The organism is Prauserella sp. PE36 (assembly GCF_003311655.1).
Classification (GTDB): Bacteria; Actinomycetota; Actinomycetes; order Mycobacteriales; family Pseudonocardiaceae; genus Prauserella_A; species Prauserella_A endophytica.
In genome coordinates, this window is record NZ_QEQT01000041.1 from 152,356 (window position 1) to 170,175 (window position 17,820).

Annotated in this window: 18 protein-coding genes and 1 pseudogene; 7 read left to right on the forward strand and 12 right to left on the reverse strand. The window is 66.4% G+C overall.

The genetic code is table 11. The features are described 5' to 3' along the window. Positions 1 to 44: 44 nt before the first annotated feature. From DI005_RS07265 to DI005_RS07285, 5 genes and pseudogenes are all read left to right on the forward strand, one after another. Complete coding sequence (locus DI005_RS07265; protein WP_098085232.1) at positions 45 to 881, forward strand: SAM-dependent methyltransferase; 837 nt, start codon at positions 45 to 47, stop codon at positions 879 to 881. Then, positions 878 to 3,001, forward strand: a complete 2,124-nt coding sequence (locus DI005_RS07270) for a hypothetical protein (RefSeq protein WP_112276353.1) — start codon at positions 878 to 880, stop codon at positions 2,999 to 3,001. The genes DI005_RS07265 and DI005_RS07270 overlap by 4 nt, the downstream gene beginning before the upstream one ends. Positions 3,002 to 3,022: 21 nt before the next feature. Then, positions 3,023 to 3,244: a helix-turn-helix domain-containing protein gene (locus tag DI005_RS07275; protein ID WP_112276355.1), complete on the forward strand. Its 222-nt coding sequence runs from the start codon at positions 3,023 to 3,025 to the stop codon at positions 3,242 to 3,244. Positions 3,245 to 3,310: 66 nt separating this feature from the next. Beyond that, a pseudogene (locus DI005_RS07280) lies at positions 3,311 to 3,710 on the forward strand (RNA polymerase-binding protein RbpA). Positions 3,711 to 4,297: 587 nt separating this feature from the next. Next, a complete protein-coding gene (locus DI005_RS07285) occupies positions 4,298 to 5,272 on the forward strand; it encodes a hypothetical protein (protein ID WP_098085241.1) in 975 nt (324 codons plus the stop codon). A 1,419-nt stretch (positions 5,273 to 6,691) separates the two neighbouring features. Here the strand turns inward: DI005_RS07285 and DI005_RS07290 are convergent. The 4 genes from DI005_RS07290 to DI005_RS07305 form a co-directional block, all read right to left on the reverse strand. After that, a complete protein-coding gene (locus DI005_RS07290; protein ID WP_127516253.1) occupies positions 6,692 to 6,970 on the reverse strand; it encodes a hypothetical protein in 279 nt (92 codons plus the stop codon). Between the two features lie 25 nt (positions 6,971 to 6,995). Beyond that, entirely contained in the window at positions 6,996 to 7,874 is an 879-nt protein-coding gene (locus DI005_RS07295) for an inositol monophosphatase family protein (RefSeq protein WP_098085246.1), read from the reverse strand. 73 nt (positions 7,875 to 7,947) lie between these two features. Beyond that, entirely contained in the window at positions 7,948 to 8,400 is a 453-nt protein-coding gene (locus DI005_RS07300) for an NUDIX domain-containing protein (protein ID WP_098085249.1), read from the reverse strand. Further along, entirely contained in the window at positions 8,397 to 8,954 is a 558-nt protein-coding gene (locus tag DI005_RS07305) for a 6-carboxytetrahydropterin synthase (protein ID WP_112276357.1), read from the reverse strand. Before DI005_RS07305 ends, DI005_RS07300 begins: the two co-directional genes overlap by 4 nt. Before the next feature lie 442 nt (positions 8,955 to 9,396). Here DI005_RS07305 and DI005_RS07310 point away from each other — a divergent pair, with 442 nt between their 5' ends. After that, positions 9,397 to 10,665, forward strand: coding sequence for a helix-turn-helix transcriptional regulator (locus DI005_RS07310; RefSeq protein ID WP_110341262.1), 1,269 nt, complete (start codon positions 9,397 to 9,399; stop codon positions 10,663 to 10,665). An 18-nt stretch (positions 10,666 to 10,683) separates the two neighbouring features. Here DI005_RS07310 and DI005_RS07315 read toward each other — a convergent pair whose 3' ends face one another. The 3 genes from DI005_RS07315 to DI005_RS07325 all read right to left on the reverse strand — a co-directional run bounded on the left by DI005_RS07315 (position 10,684) and on the right by DI005_RS07325 (position 15,126). Continuing rightward, positions 10,684 to 11,328, reverse strand: a complete 645-nt coding sequence (locus tag DI005_RS07315; RefSeq protein ID WP_110341264.1) for an HAD family hydrolase — start codon at positions 11,326 to 11,328, stop codon at positions 10,684 to 10,686. Positions 11,329 to 11,636: 308 nt separating this feature from the next. Next, positions 11,637 to 14,360, reverse strand: coding sequence for a restriction endonuclease (locus DI005_RS07320; protein WP_098085255.1), 2,724 nt, complete (start codon positions 14,358 to 14,360; stop codon positions 11,637 to 11,639). Positions 14,361 to 14,520: 160 nt separating this feature from the next. Continuing rightward, a complete protein-coding gene (locus tag DI005_RS07325; RefSeq protein ID WP_098085258.1) occupies positions 14,521 to 15,126 on the reverse strand; it encodes a hypothetical protein in 606 nt (201 codons plus the stop codon). A gap of 99 nt (positions 15,127 to 15,225) precedes the next feature. On the opposite strand from DI005_RS07325, the gene DI005_RS07330 reads away from it, so the two are divergent. Further along, a complete protein-coding gene (locus DI005_RS07330) occupies positions 15,226 to 15,540 on the forward strand; it encodes a DUF2267 domain-containing protein (protein ID WP_009151846.1) in 315 nt (104 codons plus the stop codon). A 79-nt stretch (positions 15,541 to 15,619) separates the two neighbouring features. On the opposite strand, the gene DI005_RS07335 is transcribed toward DI005_RS07330, so the two are convergent. From DI005_RS07335 to DI005_RS07355, 5 genes are read right to left on the reverse strand one after another with little or no spacing between them, the layout of a single operon-like run. Then, entirely contained in the window at positions 15,620 to 15,991 is a 372-nt protein-coding gene (locus DI005_RS07335) for a nuclear transport factor 2 family protein (RefSeq protein WP_098085261.1), read from the reverse strand. Beyond that, positions 15,988 to 16,464: a thioredoxin gene (gene trxA, locus DI005_RS07340; protein WP_098085263.1), complete on the reverse strand. Its 477-nt coding sequence runs from the start codon at positions 16,462 to 16,464 to the stop codon at positions 15,988 to 15,990. Before trxA ends, DI005_RS07335 begins: the two co-directional genes overlap by 4 nt. Continuing rightward, a complete protein-coding gene (locus DI005_RS07345) occupies positions 16,434 to 16,742 on the reverse strand; it encodes a glutaredoxin (RefSeq protein ID WP_098085266.1) in 309 nt (102 codons plus the stop codon). The genes trxA and DI005_RS07345 overlap by 31 nt, the downstream gene beginning before the upstream one ends. A gap of 21 nt (positions 16,743 to 16,763) precedes the next feature. Continuing rightward, a complete protein-coding gene (locus DI005_RS07350) occupies positions 16,764 to 17,540 on the reverse strand; it encodes a redoxin domain-containing protein (RefSeq protein ID WP_098085268.1) in 777 nt (258 codons plus the stop codon). A 55-nt stretch (positions 17,541 to 17,595) separates the two neighbouring features. Then, entirely contained in the window at positions 17,596 to 17,808 is a 213-nt protein-coding gene (locus DI005_RS07355; RefSeq protein WP_098087038.1) for a DUF2905 domain-containing protein, read from the reverse strand. Positions 17,809 to 17,820: the final 12 nt, after the last annotated feature.

Here is a 17,820-nt window from a genome sequence, read left to right on the forward strand (position 1 = left end):
AGTCGGCTCGTGATGGCGAGACGGGGTGGGAGAACGTCACGGTGATGGCGACGCATGAGAGCGCGTCAGGTCTTGAACAACAGGTAGACCCCGACGCGCCGTCGCTGTTCCGGATCTACGACTACCTGCTCGGTGGTGGGCACAACTTCGCGTCCGACCGCGCCGTGGCCGACAAGATCACCACGCTGGTGCCTGGGTATGACGTATTCGTCCGCGAGAGCCGCGCCTTCGTCCGCCGCGCAGTCCTTCACATGCTCACGGCCGGAATCGAGCAGTTCCTCGACCTGGGTGCGGGCATGTTCAGCGCCCACCCCGTGCACCATCTCGCCCAGGCTGAACGTCCTGACGTCCGCGTCGTCTACGTCGATCGCGACCCCATAGCCATCGCCGGTCTCGGTCTGATCGTCCATGCGGACGATCCGAGCACCGGGGTGATCGAGGCCGACCTGCGGCACGTTGACGAGGTGCTCGACCATGCCGTGACCACTCGGCTGCTCGATCTGACTCGCCCGGTGGGCGTGGTGGCCGGGTCGGTGTTGCATTGCCTGCCCGACGCCGAGGATCCGGCCGCCGCATTGGCCAGGTACCACGAGCGGCTGGCACCCGGCTCGCTGTTGGCCGCCTCACACGCCGACGGCATCGTCCTCGGGCTGGAATCGGCCGGTGCGATCGAGGACTGTCTCGCCAGGGCCGGGATCACGCTCGTCCACCGAAGCCGGCGGCAGTTCGCCGACCTGCTGGGACCGTGGCAACCACACCCGGACGGCGTGGCGCCGATCGGCTTGTGGCGACCGGACGGGCTCACCCTGCCCGTACGCGAGTGCCTGTGGGGCAACGCCGTGCTCGCCGACCGCCGTCCCGAGCCCGCGGAGCGCGCATGAACAAGGCCGAGCACATCAACACCGTGTCCGGATCGGTCCACGGCCAGGTGCTGCAAGCCCGCACGGTAACCGCCGACACCATCGTCCTGCACGCTCCCGAGCACCGAGTGCCGGTTCCCCGGCAGCTTCCGCCGCCCGCGCACACCTGGGTCGACCGCGCAGATGAATTGGAGCGGCTGGACCGTCTGCTCACCACGGCGGGCCCGACCCGCGTGGTGGTGACCGGCCTGGGCGGGGTCGGCAAGACCGGCTTGGCGGTGCGCTGGCTCGACGGACACCACGAGCGCCACCCCGACGGCGTGCTGCACGTGGACCTCAACGGCTGGAGCGGCCACCCGCCACCGGCCACCGCGCAGGTCCTCGCCGGATGGCTCCGCGCGCTCGGCGTCGCCGCCGACGACCTGCCGGGCGAGGTGGCCGAGCTGGTCGCGCTGTACCGAACGGTCACCTCGGACAAGGCGGTGGCCATGCTGGTCGACAACGCCCGTTCCGCCGAGCAGGTGCAGCCCCTGGTACCTGCCACGGCGCGCGGCACGATCCTGGTCACCAGCCGCAATCGGCTCGCCGAGCTGGCCATCGCGGGCTTCCGCCACCTCGACCTCGACTGCTTCCCCGCCGCCACCGGCGCCGCGCTCCTGACCGGCCTCCTCGACGAGGATCGACAGCCCATCGGCGAGGAGCTGCTGCACGCGCTGGCCATCCGCTGTCACGGGCATCCGCTGGCCCTAACCATCGCCGGAGCCCATCTCGCCGCCTACCCCCGGCGCGACCCGGCGCGCCTGATCACCCGGCTGACCCACCTCGCCGAGGCGTCCACTGGCGCTTTGGACCCGCACGAGCTGTCCGTTGAAGGAGTGCTGCAGATGAGTTACGAGGACCTAGACGCCACCACCGCCCGGCTCTACCGCGGTCTGGCCGAGCATCCCGGCGTCGAGTTCACAGCCGAGCCGCTCGCCGCCGGGCTCGACGTGCCGGTCACCGACGTCGGCCGCGGGCTCGGGCGGCTGGTGGAGGCGAACCTCGTCACCGAGTCCGGGGACGAGCGCTACCGGCTGCACGACGTCCTGCGTGAGCACGTGCGAGCCCTGGCAGGCCAGGATGACCAGGCCAAGCGGCTGGCGGTGCGCCGCCGGATGATCGAGTGGTACCTGCGGCGCGGGGCGGCGGCCGACAAGATCATCAATCCTTTCCCTCGCCGGTTCAGCCCCGTCTACACCGATCTGGACACCGGCATGTTCGCCGACGCGAAGGCCGCCCTGGACTGGGCCGAGACCGAACGCGCCAACCTTCTCGCCGCTCAACAGGACGCCGCCGACCAGGGCTGGACGGAGCTGGTGTACCAGTTCGGCGAGGTCCTGTGGAACCCGCTGCGACCCAACTACACCGCCGGTGAGTTGGTGAGCTCGCAGTTCCTCGGGGCTAATGCCGCCGCCGACGCCGGGCACATCCTGGAGGTCGTCTGCCGCACCCGCCAGGGCTTCGGCGAGACCAACCTCGGCCACCACGAGGCCGCAGTCGCCATCTGCACGATCGCCGTCGAGCTGGCCGCCGAAGTCGGTGACCCGTGGCTGCACTCCGGCGCGCTGTCCACCCGCGCCCGCGCCCACCTCAAGGCCGACGACCCGCACGCCGCCCTCCCGGACCTCGAACATGCCCTGGAAGTCGCCGAGGGGATGAACGACGCCCGCAGCATCGCGCTGCGACACCGACGCCTCGGCGAAACCGCCCTGCACCCCAAGATCGCCGACGCCCAGCTCGCACTCCACCACCTGCGGCTGGCGGCGAGCATGTTCACCGGCATCGGCGATGACATCGGCCACGCCCGCACCGTCCTGCACTTGGCGCGGGCCCTGACCCTGAACGGGCAAGCCGCCGAGGCAGTGTCGGAGCTGGCCGAGATCGAGCAGGCCGTGCGCGACTACGGCTCGGTCGGCTACCTGGCCGACCTATGCACTGTGCTCGGCGAGGTCCACGCCGCGCTCGGCGACACCGCCGAGGCCCACCGCTGCTACAGCCAGGCCATCGACTACTACACCGCCGCCGGCCCCGGCGCCGACAAGAGCAAGGCCACCGTCATCGCCCGGCGCGACGCCCTCGACTCCGACCAACCGACCGCCTGAATGCGAAGAGGAGCGAACGACATGGCAGCACACACCACGGTCAAGGGAAAGCGGATCACCGGCGAGGCCCGCATCAAGATGGCTGCTGACCTGAAGAAGAAGTACGAAAAGGGCGCCAGCATCCGTGCACTGGCCGAGGCCACCGACCGCTCGTACGGCTTCGTGCACCGAATCCTGACCGAGTCCGGCGTGGTGCTGCGTGGACGCGGCGGCGCTACCCGGACCAAAACCAAAACCCCATAGCCAAGCGACAGCGGGCACGAGAACGGCTCGCGACACCAGCCATCCGATACGCGAGCGGAGATCATGATGCCCAGACGCGTCTTGCGGGGCTACCGCCTGGGAACGCCCACTGGCGAACCGGATCGCGATGCGCGGCCGGCGCCGCGGATTCAAGTCCGCTTCGCGTGCCGAAGAGGACACGAGTTCACTGTGCCGTTCTCGACAGACGCCGAGATACCCGCCGTCTGGAGGTGCCCGCGACACGGCGTCGAACATTGCCTCCGCATCAATGAAGACTCCGACTGGCAACCTCCCAAGGGAAAGCCCCCACGCAACGCACTACGTCATGCTCTTGGAACGACGCAGCATCGTCGATCTTGAAGACCTCGTCGACCAGGCGCTGGCGGGCATCCTCCTGCAGCGCCGATCGCCTTACGGTCGCGTGCCCATCGGCGACCGAACCTACGGTTTCCGATTCGAGCCATGACCGCCGGCCGAGAAGGCGTAACAGGCAGGCCAGCTCTGATCTGATGTTTCGAGCCGACTACCTCGGAGCATGCGACGTATCGAGCCCGAGGGCGCCTCGCCTCATCATCGACGTGCAGGTCGCGGTCTACGGCTTGGGCTGGCCGGTGCCGGAGTTACGAGCCGGTGAGCCGCGCAGTTCCGTGACACGCTCGCGGAATGGCGCGCCGACCGGCCCGCGCAAATTGTCGTCTGCCACCGTCGTGGGACAACCACGTTGCCAGTCATGGGACCAGCGACAGCGGTAATCTACCGAGAGAAACGTGTTCCAGATCTGCGTCGCGGAGCGATCATGGCGATGGCGACCGAATGTCCTGTAATGCCGATGTGCGGTCGAACGGTGGATGACCGATTCCGATTGTTTGCGCAGTGACCTTGATGCCGCTGGCACAGGCCACTGAGCGACGCGATCAACACGGCAGTGTCTCTATGGATGGGTCGGCGATGAGACGGCCGAGAGTGGCCCGACCCGACACGGACGCCAGCGCTGCACCTGCGGTAACAACGGCTCGATCCGCCGCCATCGACCTCCCTCCGGATAATGGAGCCATGGAACGGCCGATCGATTTCTCGCGCGACCGCCGCATGCTGTGCGGGATCTGCGCCCACGAGTGGCTGGTCGGACTCGATTGGATCGACCGCTGGGAGCAAGGTAGAGAGGTGTGCCCTGGGTGCGGAACGACGTGCGAACACGAAAACGCTCCCCGGGTGACGGTCAATCCCGACGATCTTGCGCTCGACGCCGACAAGATCGCACAGTTCGCCTGGTACCACACGACCACGGTGCCGGACTGGCCGACGAGGGACTTCGACCCGGCGGCCGATCTCACGCCCGAGACACGAAGAGTGATGGGCGGCGCGAAGCGGGTCGCCGCGTGGGCCGCGCGCCAGCGCGGGAAAGCCCTCCATGTCGGCACATACGAGTCCGCGGTCCACAACATGCTGAGGCGGATGCGCGACCAAGCTGACCGCGGCAGCCAGTTCTACCTGTACCGCGTTCTTCTGGTGCCGTCCGTCGTTGTGCGGGAGGGCTGGCTCATAGACCCCAGCGACTTCATGGGTGACGTAGTTCTCGACGAGGTCTGCCCTCCAGGCGTGGACGTCGCCCGCTACCTCAACTATCACGAGGACCCCGGCGGACTCTCACTCGCCCTGGGACGGAGCGCGATCGCCAGCGTCCAGCAGGTCGCCGTACCGCTCCCTGACGCCTGCGACGACGATTGGGTGCGAGAAGCCGCCACGGCTCTCGATGGCACCTCCGACACCCCTGTCCCGGCCACCGACAGGCTTAGTCGATTCATTCGGCCGTCGTCTCCGCAAGCTCTCCTGCGTCGCGAGCTCGGTGCGGCTCTGGCCGGCAAGCTGCCGGTGAACCTCCAGGACCAGTTCGCGTCCGCCGCTGCGTTCGACGAGGGCAACAACCCGATGCAATGGGCTCGTCGGACGAGCTGTCTGTTCGATCTGATCGTGAATCCGCTACGCACGCTGGCCGAACTCGACCGGCAAGAGCGCCGCACGGTCTGAGAATCCACCGCGGTTGCTGCTGCCGCCCAGCACTGACTGTGTTCACAGGTGAAGTTCGGCCGCTGGCCCGCACTATCAAGATCAGCAGCCAGATTCCGGGCCGCCTGAACGTCCGCTCATAGCCGCTGACCGGCCATCCGGGAACACAGCGTCCGCCAATCGCCATCGCGATAACCTGTTCCAGTTCTGCACCGCTGTCGGTGGTCCCATGACTGGCCACGTGGTGGTCCCACGGCCGTGGCAGACGACACAAATGCCGACCCACGGACACCTCTTTGTGTTCGCAGTTTCCTTCGCTATGCCCCCAGGTGTTCATACACATGTTTGCGCGATACGGGCCGCGCCAGTACCGGTGGCGATAGTGAGGCGAGCTGCGGCTTTCGTCCGACGTGTCGTGGTCGGCGTTGTCGTCTCCGTCGTGGGGAGGCAGGTCTTCAGTCCTGAACCGCGGGTGTACCCGGACGACGTTCACGGCGCTCGTCGCGATGATGCCGGCTCGGGCGTCGCCTCGGGTCACTGATCGCGGAGCTGCAATCACATCGGTCTGGGTCAGCGGTTTCTTGACTTTGTGGTCGAGCAATTGCCATAGGCCGTAGACGGTCTGGACCCACCCGGCGCAGTGGTTCGCGTCGGGTTCGGGGAGCAGTTCACCGAATTGAAGGGTCGCGGTGAAGGTAGCGAGTACCGGCATCGGGCTCATCCGGGCCGAGACCGAGCGGACATGGTCGGCGAAGTAGCCCGCGCTGTAGCGGGTCTTTGTCGCTGCCCACTGGGCGACGAACGTGTCCGGGGGCAGGCCGGTCCAGTGGGGCGGCCGATTTGGGGTGTAGAACGACAGTTGGACCCGGTCCTCGTGCGGCGGTGGCAGGTGTGACCAGCTAATGGCGACGATTGGGGCCTCGACGTAACCGGAGACGTCGTAGAGCCAGGGGGCTGGTATCCATCCTGAGCCTGGCAGGTCTTGCGCACGCGCGGCGTCATAGAGGGCGCCGCCGATGCAGCTCTCGAACAGCATGAAGCCGGTCATGCTGGGCATTCGGTCCGAGCGGGCGGGTTCGGTGGACGGGGTGGACGAGTAGGTCACGGCCATCTCGATCGCCTCGTGGTCGACCCACGTCAGGCTCGCGTTCTGGAGGCGGTCGGCTTCATCGCGGGCGTATCGACGCACTTCCCGGCCCTCGCTCTCCGCCGCGGCGGCTCGGGCGACCTGGCCTGTACGTCCTTGCTGGGCGCCCTCGGCCGCGATGTTGGCGTAGTGCTCGTGAAGCCGCCGGCGGAGGAAGGGAAGCTGCTCGGAAGACGGAGCGACCCACGGCGCGGGCTGGAAGATCGAAGCGTCCGGGATCGGGTCGGGAATCTTGAGGCCATCGGTTGCCGGGTGCATGAAACGGACTCCAGCCAAGGTCGCGGCGGCGCTGGTCACAGGCGGCGCAGTGCTTGCAGCACGCGGTCGAGAAGCGCCAGGTGCTCGTCGTCGGGCCGCGGTCCCTCCAGCGCGGCCCGCCGCGCGGCGGCTCGTTCCTCGTCGAGGTCGAGCGGAACCGCGGACGGCCCCGTGGCGGGCAGTTGTCCAAGGCTGGGGAGGTACTCGGTGAGTGGTCCGTTGTCGGCATGGCGGCACGCGGCTTTACCGTGGACAGCATCGAACGGCAGTTCGGGGGTTTCCGGCGAGCAGCGAGGACTCGGCAGGATCACCATCGCGTCCGCCTTCGTGTCCGGCTCCTCACTGTGGTTCACTGCTCTGCGGCAAACTGGTCGGACTCATGACGGGTTCGTGTCGGTCGCCATCGGGCCAAAAACGGGTGCCACGCAGGACGTGCAGGAAGGGCAGCAACTCCTCGCGAAGTCCTGGCGTGGTGGCAATCGCGCACCGGGAACGAGTGGTGTGTGGGCTGGCGTCGGCATCCAGGACGAGGGCTCCGGCCTCTCGGGCGATGACGGCCCCGGCCGCGGTGTCCCACGTCCGGTTGCCGAGCAGGACGCAGGCATCAAGGGTGCCGTCGGCGACCCAGACGAGGTCAAGTGCGGACGAGCCGTAACGGCGAAGCCCTTGTGCTCGTGCCGTGAGTTCCCGGTCCACAGTGGAGCAGAGCACGTCTCGTAGCGCAGTGTCCTGGCCGCTGCCATAGTCGCTGAACCCGATCAGGGCTCGATCGAGCGACTCAGTGCCCGAGGCGGCGATTGGTTCTCCGTCGCGGTAAGCGCCCTGCCCGTCGGTCGCCCAGTAGCGGTGTCCGAGAAAGGGAAGCGCTGTGACGCCGAGGATGGGGCGGTGGTTGTGCACGAGCCCGAGCGCGATCGCGCACAAGGGACTGCCGTGGTGGTGGTTGATCGTGCCGTCGATGGGATCGAGAACCCAGTACGTCTCCTGGTTGCCAACCGAGCCGGTTTCCTCTCCGAGGAACCCGATTTCGGTGCGTCCATCGGCAATCAACCGTTGGCGGACCACGTGTTCGACGTCCTCGTCCACTTCGGACACAGGGTCGCGGTCGCCCTTGTACCGGATCGAGCGAGGACGGTGGCTGAGGACATGCTCGACCGCAAGATCGATCGCGGCCTGTGCCGCGGGCAGGGCAGCGGTGAGGTCGGGTGCCGACAGCATGGTTCCTTCGGTTCTTCGGGCGCGCCCGGCTCACGTAGCTGCGCCAAATGGACCGGGCCGTGGACGGTGAGGGTCAGGAGTAGTGCGGCCACCACGGGTGTTCGACAGTCAGCGCGTCGCTTCGCAGTCGTTCCGCGATGACCGCGGGGCGCAGCTCGACTTGGTGGAGGTCCGCTTGGGTGAGCCACCGCAGTTCGTGTTCGCTGGACCGGGCGGCTTCGGGGCCAGCGAGAGTCACGTCGAACAGCAGGGCCAGTTCGTAGAGGGCAGGCCCGTTCGGTGAGGTGTGATCGCGCAGTTCCACGGTGGCACAGAAGTCGAGGTAGGCGAGGTCGACGTCGGTCTGTTCCCGCACGGAGCGCCGCAGGGCGTCCTCAACGGATTCACCTGGTTGTACTCGACCGCCGGGTAGCCGGAAGGCGCTGGCGTCCCGGTCTCGGACGAGCAGGAGACGCTCCTCGTGCCCGACGAGGCCGTATGCCCCGACAAGCGGACCGAGAGCTGGAGTGGTGGTGGAGGTCATCATGGTGCTCTCACGATCGACGGACAGGACGATAACCGAGGTGACGCCTCAAAGAGGCCAACGTGGTGGTGCTCATCGCACAACCGGGGTTCGTAGACGGCAGTGTTCAACTGGGTCTCGCGGACCAGGACCCGCTCGACCCGCGCACCGTCGGCGCGTGCAAGTCCGATCAGCGTGCTCTCGGCGACTCGGCCCAGCAGTACCGCCACTGCCTCCACCGTGGGCCACGGCAGCCCGTATCCGAATTCTTCGGCATGGTCGGCCGGTTGCTCGGCCCCGAAGCGGAACACCCGGTTGCCTTCGGCGACCAGCGGCGCGATCAGCCGATCGCGGACGCCGAGCATCGTGGCGTGGTCGAGGTGCTCGTCGATCCAGCGCCGTACCCCGACCTTCAGCGCGCCGAACTCCACGACGGTCACCTCGGGGCTTAGCTCCGCGGCGCTCACTGTCACCGCGACCGACCAGGAGTGGCCGTGCAGGCTTACACATTTGCCGCCCAGGTGCGGTAAGCGATGCCCGGACGCGAACGAGTGCTCGATGGTGATCTTGTGCGACATCAGCGGGGCACCAGGCTCGACTGGTCAACCGGCGCGGGTGAGCGTGCTGGTTGCACCTCGCGCATATCCACTGCAACAAGCTCACTTTCCGTACCGAGAGGAGTGGCCGAGACCGGTATGGCCTGCGATGGGCGGTCGGAGGTCGCCCACCGCAGGCCGAATCCCAGTCAACGACGCCGCCCTTGCCGATCACCAGAGCGGCCGTGCGGCGAGAACGAGGCGTCAACGGGGCGGCCCAGGCGCTGACCAGGGCGCTAGTGGTCTGCTGGAGCGAGGGGCTTCACCCAGATGGGCGGGCAACTGCGTTTGGCGGTCAGCCGGATCGTCAGCCGTGGTCGAGAACGGAGCGGCCATGAGGCAGCGATGAGGCGACACCTTCCCTACGCTGCGAAAACCGGCGAGTACTGTGCGCTATGGAGGGTCTGGCAGGAGGGACGACGCGATGGCAGCACGGCCTCTCACCCCGCTCGCAGCTGCCCGCGAGGCCGCTGGTTATACCCAGGAGTCCCTCGCCGTCACCCTGAAGGTCGAACGGACCACCATCGGACGTTGGGAACGTGGGGTCCAGTCACCTCAGCCTTGGCAGCGGCGCGGCCTCGCCACCGCCCTGCAGATCTCGCTCGACGTACTCGACGACCTGCTACGACGTAGCCTTCGGCAACCTGCTGCCGACATCACCACGGTCCTGATCTCACCTTCGTCGAGCCTGGTGACGCTCCCTGCCGAGCGGACCGTTCACGAGGACGCACCGGCACCCGATGCCGACGTCATCCACGCCGCCATCCCGCGCCTGCGCCGCGCGCTTGACCGACTGGACCTGCCCGACGACGGACCAACCAGGTCTCCGGACGACCTGCACGGCGAGATCATCCGCGCCAGCGACGACCGGCTGCAGTCCCGCTACGGCAACCTCGCCCGCCGCCTGCCCGACCTCATCGCCGAACTCGCCCGTGCCGGTCAACTGGGCGACGCTGCAGGCCAGCGCCACGCCGCCGCCCTGCTGACCTTGGCGTTGCGGGCTGCTGACGGCGTGGCGTTCAAGTTCGGCTACCTGGATCTGTCAGCCCGGCTGATCGACCTGATGCGCTCGGCCGCCCAGATCGCCGAGGACCCGCTGCTGCTGGCCGCCGTTGCATACGTGCGAACCGAAACCTTCTTCGCCACCGGCGACCTGGATACCGCCGCCCGCGCTCTCGAACTCGCCGCTGACCACGTGCCCGATCTCGGCACGACCTCCTCCTTGGCCGCGTTCGGTGCCCTGCACATGCGCGCGGCAGTCGTGGCTGGTCGGGCGGGCAAGGCCGACCTCGCCGCCGACCACCTGCGTGAGGCTCGCCGCGCCGCGGGCAGTGTGCCCGAGGGCATCTACGTGGGCACCGCGTTCGGCCCGGCCTCGCTGCGCATCCACGAACTCGCGGTCGCGGTCGAACTTCGAGATCCATTGGGTATCGAACGCGCGGCGTCCTGGCGCCCGCCCGACGAACTTCCCGCCGAGCGTCGTTCCCACTACTTCATCGATCTGGCCCGCGCCCAGCTCACCCTCGGTCGCCACGAAGACGCTCACCTGTGCCTTCAGGCGGCCCGCCAGGCCGCGCCCGAGCACACCCGCACCCACCCGCAGGTCCGCCAGTCCCTCTCGTCCCTCCTGCGCACCCACAGCGCGCCCAGCGCCGGCTTGCTCGACCTCGCCGCTTGGGCCCGTGCTCGCTGATCCGCCTGCCACAGCCGCTCAGCGCGGGGATAGCAGATCCGGCAGGTCGTGAAGGGAGTCGATCACCCAATCCGCGTCGCGACGGACCAACGGGTCGTCAGCCCACAGATAGCCCCACGGGCCCCGCCGGATCAGTGCCGTGCGGAACCCAGCTGCCTTCGCGGCAACTACGTCGTTGTCCCGGTGGTCACCCACGTATACCGTCTCGCCCGGTTCGTCGGGCACCATCTCCGCCACGCGGGCGAAGAACTCGGGCGACGGCTTGGCGACACCCCATTCGCCCGAGGTCGCGATCCGGTCCACCGGCAGCTCCAGTGCACGCAACAGCTCGGCTGCGCGAGCGGTCTGGTTCCCGGCCACCCCGACCCACAAGCCGCGTTCTCGCAGCGCGACCAGGCCGGGCCGCACATCGCTGTAAAGGTCGCTGTCCTCGATGTGCTCACCCTGGCCGGCCTCCTCGCGCAGCCGTCGTTCCCGTGCAAGGTCGAAGCCCGGCTTGAAGTACTGGAACGTCTCGGCATTGTCCCGGCCAGCGGCGGTGACCGCGCCCAGCACTGTCGAGAAGGTATGGCGCGAGACGCCGATCCAGTCGGCCCACGCACCCCACTCCCGCGAGTCGTCCAGCAACGTCTCGCCCACGTCGAACACAACCGCGGTCACCATGCTCCTACTCCTACGTCACGTGCAGACACCGCGCGACAGCGAGGGCCCTTCGGCCGCCCAACTCACTGACATCCGTGTCCGCGGCGACCGCCGGTTTGTCCGCTTCCCGGTTGACCACGTCGACGCAGCCCGAACAGCGAGCAGGCCGAGCCTCGACCTAACGGCGATTGGTGTGAGAGAGCGCGTCAGTTGGCCAGTCCGGTGCTCAGCTGTCGGCCAGGACTCGATCACTTGTGGCGACCGTAGCCGTGAGCGCGCTTCGCGGCTACTTAACGTGATGCTCATGGTCGGGTTCGGCCAAGAAGCGATCAGTCTTGTCGGTCAGTCGTGCGTAGCTGTGTAGAGATTCCGCACGCTCTGGCCCATGCACGAATAAACTTTCCAGCCGAAAGCATCGTCGATTCTGCCCATTCGGCGCCGAGTGCGTCCCTGTGTGCAATGCCAAGCGATAGTGGAGAAAGGCCGGGATTTGACTCCAGCGCAGCAAACGCCTCGCGCATGCCCCGCTGCCGTTCTACGATCTCGCGGAGTCGTCCCGGCTCCACCGCGCCGTGCGAAAACACGCTGTTGCCCGACAGAACGATACGCTCGCCCTCATCGGTATCCACCAAGCCGAGTGCGGTTAGGTCGCGGACTGCGGTCGCAAATCCGTTCTTGGAAGGGCGGGTGTGCCCGGCTGGATCAGAGAGATGCAGCAGGAGCTGCAGGGCGGGCCCAGGGTTTGCGCCAGGGAAAGGGCTCCGCACCCGGACAGGTACTGCTCCGCTCAAGAGTCGACCAAGGGGTTCGCTATCGCTTTCCGTCATCCTTGTCATGCCGTTTGCTAGAAGCCGCACTAGACCGGCATATTCCATCCATTGACAGAAAGAGCGAGCATATGTAACCCAACTATCACTTTTCGCCGCCACGGCCCTGAATTCGGCAGCAAGAACAGCTGCAAACTGTGGAATTGAGACGATGTCCTCGCGGGTGAGCATATCGGCAGCAAGCTTGTACATCTTATGTCTACGCAGTGCCTGAGAAACGCGCGCCCTAATAGCTTCTTCCCTATCGGGGGAATCGAGCAGGTCCGGCTCAAGCGTGACGCGGTTCGACTCTGCACTCAGCACGCCGAATTGCCGAAGCTCACGAGAGTAGTTAAAGACAACTGTTGCTGTCGTATCCAACCTCGCAGCTGCATCTGGGACTGAAACGCTACCACCTTCGGCAACAACCACGCGCAACAGGCGGCCGGCCCCGAGAGGGGCGTAGCGGACGACGTATGAGTCCTCGATCGCCACGCTGCCGTTATTAAGATAGTCACGGAAGGTATCCCAGTAGACGTCGATAGTATGACCGACCTGCACTACCAAACGTTGATGAAGCAGGCTATCCAGAACGGCGCCAGTGGCCACATCGTAGTCAAGATCGGATATCGCGACTGGTGCCGCCTGAGCAACGGTTCGGAGAACGGCTTGCTCACTTGGGCTCAACCGGGCAAGGTCACTTTCGAACAGGCCGCGGGCGTTCAGTGCCTGCTTAGCGAGATCGTCTTGCGTGACGCCGCGATCAACCTCGGCGAGTATATGGGCGCCGAACTTCTTGAAGAGCCACGGGAGGCCCTGTGAATTGTACTCGCGAAGCCTTTGTCGCAGATCGCGATTGAGCTTACTGCCGAGCGACTTCTCAAGTCGTCGCAGAAGGGCCTCGACCTCGCGTGGCCCGAACGGTTCAAGGATGGAAACTAGGGATGCGTCACGTATATCATTTCGCAGCCCAAATGGGTACCCCTCGGTCCATGCAACCACGTCAGTCTTCCAGGAAAAGCTGATCGTCAACGGCGCATTTATTTCGCGGATCAGAAATGCGAGATCGCGGAACTCTCGGGTAAGATCCGAGTCTCGAAAAACATTCTCAAATTGATCAAAAGCGAGAAAGATTGGCCGGGCGGGAGATGTCCAGGTGGCACGCTTGAGAGTCTCCACGATGCTCTGCAGACTGCTGAACGCAGCCTGGGGCGGCAACTCAAGAACCTTTCTCTCGACCGCCTTCCGAATAATGCGTTCCATTGCGGCGGGAACGAATTCGGATCGCTCCGCCGTTCTTGAGTCGATAACGATGCCGACGCCGCCTGCCTTCTCGATCCCCTTCTGCAGATGCAGAACTAGCGAACTCTTACCCCAGCCGGATTTGGCATTAATTACTATTGAACCAGCCGTGTCGCGATCCCTGAGCTTTTCAAGTAGCGACTGCGCGAGGATTTTCCGGCCGATGAAGAATTCGGGTGCCGCTGGAAGTTGGTACTCGAAATCAGACGTGCTGCCCTGGACCTCGACAATTTTGGGCAAGGATGGGACGCGAATCGGCACCGCTCCCGCTTCATGGCCTGCGCGAACAACCGGAAGGCCCTTTGATAGATGTCGCTCGATTAGGCGAACAACAGGAGCCGGAACATCTTGCGTCCGCGTCCATGTCACCCACCTGGACGCTCGGCGAGTTTGAGAGTCAAGTTCACAGGCGGCCAGGACGACGCCATGCTCGGTAACGATGACGGTCGGGTCTGATCGAATCTCTGGCCCTTCGTCCCAACTTGGCAGAACATTTGCCGCCTGCAGTAGTTGGCAAATCTCATAAGAGCCGAGGTATCGAAAGCCGGGCAACTTTGCTTGAGCTGCGTCGGCTTTCTCCTTCGCTTCGGGAGTCAAACGAGGGAGCGCAATGAAGAGTCCGTGAATCCGGTCATCATCGGCTCGGGCTAGAGCGAACTTCCCTAGAAAGGATGTCAACAAGGGGACCCGCACATTGGAGCTGTAGGCTTTGCACTCACAAATCAGCTGCTCGTTGGTAACGGTGTGACGGGCCTGGACGTCCAGCTCGATACCTTCGCTGGTGAAGTTTAGATTTTCAGGGTGGGGATCGCCGTATCCCTGCGTCGCAAGAAGCTTTGCGATAAACATCTCGAAGAGGTGACCGCGCCTGTTAGATATCTCGCTCGTCGATGAGCCCTCCGCGAGAACAACGACGGCGGCCGTGTCAACGGTGATCTGATCCACGGATGCAGGGTACGCGCTGGTGCTGTCAGCTGGGAGTTCACGTGTTTGGCTCCCGCGCGGACGTTGCAGCCCGGAGCACCCAGCCCGGCTTGAGCTCCGACTGGCCAACAGCCGCGCTCAATTGGGCCAACTGAAGCGCCGGTCACAGCTGAGGCCAGCGTTAGGTCACCCTGGTCAGGTCGCCGTAGGTGAGGACGAACCTGCTGTGGGTCTTGTCGATGGCGGAGCCGGCCAGTTCGCTGTCCGGAGTACCAGCCGGATAGACGATGAGCGATGGCGTGTGCCGGTTCCGTTCGGGCGCCCAGGATCGGATCTCCTCGCAGAGGTACTCGGTTACCTCGGCGGCGGCCGGGCCATGACCGATCGCGCCCAGTTCCCAGCACACCTCGTCGCCGGATTCCAGTCGCCGGGCAGTGAGGTAGACCAGCGTGTCGCCGTCGACCAGCGCCATGCGCCACCATCCCCTTACGGGGTCGCACACCTCGGGTGGGACGTCGGCGTGAACCTTGATCCGGCACACGCGAGGGTCGGTCACGGTCAGGCGGAGCCAGAGCCCGTCATGCGACTCGTTCCTGCCGAGCGTCGTTCCGGACCAGGCGGTGACACGCGGCTGGTCGAGCACCCCACGCAGCGCATCGAGGTCCACGGCCTGATCGCGGTCCCAGTGGAGCGTGACCAGTTCGTCGGTGGTGATCGCGCCGCTGAGTTCGCCCTCGTCGTCGCCGACCAGGTACACGAAGCCGCACAGGTGGAGCGAATCGGACACCAGACGGCCATCGGTGTAGGTGAAGGCGACGCTGCGTCCCTGGCCGCGCCACCGCAGTTCCCTATTGAAGGTGGGTGTTGATCCACTTCGGGAGGGATGGTGGCGTGGCGGGTTGGCGTGTTCTGGGTGTCGCGGGATGCGGTGCAGCTGCCACAGGAGATTAGCGAGCACCTGCGGCGCACGGTCACGATGGGCGGCGCGGGCAGCGGCGTGCGGTTCGACCGTGGCGAGTTCGTCATGCGAGTCGTCCAGCGGGACCGCGCCGACGAGCCGGCGGCGGTGTACCGGGCACGGGTGGTGTTCGAGGTGTTCCGCGAAGCCACGACCGGCGGCGTGGTCGACAAGGTGTGCGAGGCATTGCCGGCCGATGTGCGGGAGTTGGTCGATGCGGGCAGCATCGGGCCGCTGAACTGAGCCGGAGGACCCAGCTCAGCGGCCGGTGTGCCCGCTGTTGCCTGGGAACGCTGTCGGCACGCGCTGCCTCCTGCGGGTGCTATCGGGGTGTCTGCTGGTGGAAGGTCAGCTTCCAGCCGTCGGTGCGGCGCACGTAGACGCTGCTCGTCAGGGCGGTGTAGGTGGGTGCGTCGTCTCGGTGGGCGGTCGCTTCGTAGGTCACGATCGCGGTGTCGTTGGTGGGGTGGAGCACTTGTGGGTCGCGCAGCTGGTAGGCGGACCAGGGTGGGCCGGACAGCGAGTCCAGGATCGCCGTCCGGTTGTCTAGCACGAGGCCACCGGGTAGGAGCATGACCGCGGTGTGGTCGAGGATGTGCTCGTAGAACCGTCGCGCCGTCTCTGGGGTGGACGACAGGGCCTGCCAGCCCTGTTCTTCGAGGTCGATCACCTCGTCGCCGGTGGTCGAGATCATTTTGGTCCTCCTGTCCCGGCGATGGCCCCCTGTTGAGTGAGCCAGTTCTGGAGGGCGTGCGCGGGTTGAGCGCCGACCATCCGGCCGCGTTCGGTGCCGTTGCTCATCAGGATGAGGGTGGGGATACCGCGGACCTGGAGTCGCTGGGCGGTGCGGGGCGCGTGGTCGGCGTTGACCTTGACGACTTTGAGCCGTCCGGCCTGGTCGCGGGCGAGTTGATCGATGACCGGGGCCATCGTGCGGCAGGGGCCGCACCAGGGCGCCCAGATGTCCACGAGGACGGGCAGTGTGCCGTGCTGGACGGCGGGTTCGAAGTTGGTGTCGTCGGCGTCGACCAGCCAGGGCAGGTCGGTCTTGCACGCCCCGCAGCGGGGATGGCCGGCTGCCGCAACCGGAGTCCGGTTGCGGCGCCCGCACCGAGGGCACGGTGTGATCGCCCCGGTTACAGCAGTCCGTGTCGTGTCAGTGCCCATTGCAGCTCCTGGATGGTGGGTTGTTCCAGCCACTGGCCGCCGATGTAGACGACGGGGTTGCGGATGTCTCCGCCGGCCAGCCAGCGCAGTCGTTGCCTGGCTTGGGGGTTGAGGTCCAGGTCGACGTACTGGTAGGGCACGCCGGCGCGGTCCAGCAGGCGGCGCACCATCTGGGTGATGCCACACCAGCGGTTTCCGTACACGACGACCGCGGCGGGCGCGACCGTGCCGACGGTGCGGGCGGCGCGGTTGATCGGGGCGACCATCGGGATCGTCATTGTCGTCACCTCCTCGACAGGTCACAGGTTCGTCAGGTCGTGGGGTTCGCGCGACGCGGGTTGCTGGGCGACCTGGTCGAGCGCGTCGAACAGTTCGTAGATGTCCGGGATGTGGTCCACCTGTGGCGAGACGTGCGCGTAGCGGATGACCCCGTCGGCGTCGACGAGGTAGAGCGCGCGTTCGCTGAACCCGTCGGACTCGCGCCAGACCTGGTAGCGGCGGGCGACCTCACCCTTGGGGTGGAAGTCCGCGAGCAGCGGGAAGGTGATGCCGCGCACGGCCGCCCAGGCGCCGTGGCTGTAGAGGGAGTCCGCGGAGATGCCAAGCACGGTCACACCCCGGCTGGCGAACTCCGGCAGCTCCTGCTGGTAGAGCTCCAACTGTCGACTGCACCCATGGCTCCAGTCCAGCGGGTAGAACACGAGCAGGACCGGGTGCCCGCGGAAATCGGCGAGGCTCACCGGCCGGTTCTTCGCGTCTGGCAACGTGAAATCGGGTGCTCGGGTGCCTACCGCCAGGCCAGTGGACTCGCGGGCGCCCTGCATCGGGGGCGCGCTGCGGTGCAAGTTCGCGACGTCTTCCAGCGTCACGCCCTGCGTGGTGATGCCGTCGGGCGCCTGGTGCCCCACGGCCTGTGTCTCCCCCGTCACGGGGACGTGCTGCACGATTTCCTGGGTGATCGCGTGCAGCACCGACAGTGCCTCGGTCACCGGGGAGTCCGCGTCCAGACGGTCACCGAGGTCGGCGAACCGCTGCTCCAGTTCGTGCAGCCGATCCCAGCCACGAGCGGGAATCATGATCCTCACCTCCCTGACAAAGATTCGGGTGGCGCGGCGCCGGTCGGCGCGAGCCTCATCGGCGAAGCAGCGTCATGGCCAGAGACAGCACGACGGACACCAACAGCATGGACGTGAGTGGCATGTAGACGCGGACGTTCTCGCCGATGAGGCGGATGTCGCCCGGGAGACGATCGAACCACGACAGCCCACCGGTCCACGCGAGCACGCCGACAACGGCGAGCACCAGTCCCGCCGCCACCACGTACGGCCCGATATTCGTGCCCATCGTGGATCTCTC

Coding starts and splice junctions, on each gene's coding strand:
- DI005_RS07295 (WP_098085246.1), bottom strand. CDS start 7,874: ATGCTGTCGGCACCCGACCTCACCGCTGCCCTGCCCGCGGCACAGGCC.
- DI005_RS07290 (WP_127516253.1), bottom strand. CDS start 6,970: ATGGTGATCCTGCCGAGTCCTCGCTGCTCGCCGGAAACCCCCGAACTG.
- DI005_RS07350 (WP_098085268.1), bottom strand. CDS start 17,540: ATGATTCCCGCTCGTGGCTGGGATCGGCTGCACGAACTGGAGCAGCGG.
- DI005_RS07275 (WP_112276355.1), top strand. CDS start 3,023: ATGGCAGCACACACCACGGTCAAGGGAAAGCGGATCACCGGCGAGGCC.
- DI005_RS07305 (WP_112276357.1), bottom strand. CDS start 8,954: ATGTCGCACAAGATCACCATCGAGCACTCGTTCGCGTCCGGGCATCGC.
- DI005_RS07270 (WP_112276353.1), top strand. CDS start 878: ATGAACAAGGCCGAGCACATCAACACCGTGTCCGGATCGGTCCACGGC.
- DI005_RS07300 (WP_098085249.1), bottom strand. CDS start 8,400: ATGATGACCTCCACCACCACTCCAGCTCTCGGTCCGCTTGTCGGGGCA.
- DI005_RS07355 (WP_098087038.1), bottom strand. CDS start 17,808: ATGGGCACGAATATCGGGCCGTACGTGGTGGCGGCGGGACTGGTGCTC.
- DI005_RS07285 (WP_098085241.1), top strand. CDS start 4,298: ATGGAACGGCCGATCGATTTCTCGCGCGACCGCCGCATGCTGTGCGGG.
- DI005_RS07265 (WP_098085232.1), top strand. CDS start 45: ATGGCGACGCATGAGAGCGCGTCAGGTCTTGAACAACAGGTAGACCCC.
- trxA (WP_098085263.1), bottom strand. CDS start 16,464: ATGGGCACTGACACGACACGGACTGCTGTAACCGGGGCGATCACACCG.
- DI005_RS07315 (WP_110341264.1), bottom strand. CDS start 11,328: ATGGTGACCGCGGTTGTGTTCGACGTGGGCGAGACGTTGCTGGACGAC.
- DI005_RS07310 (WP_110341262.1), top strand. CDS start 9,397: ATGGCAGCACGGCCTCTCACCCCGCTCGCAGCTGCCCGCGAGGCCGCT.
- DI005_RS07345 (WP_098085266.1), bottom strand. CDS start 16,742: ATGACGATCCCGATGGTCGCCCCGATCAACCGCGCCGCCCGCACCGTC.
- DI005_RS07335 (WP_098085261.1), bottom strand. CDS start 15,991: ATGATCTCGACCACCGGCGACGAGGTGATCGACCTCGAAGAACAGGGC.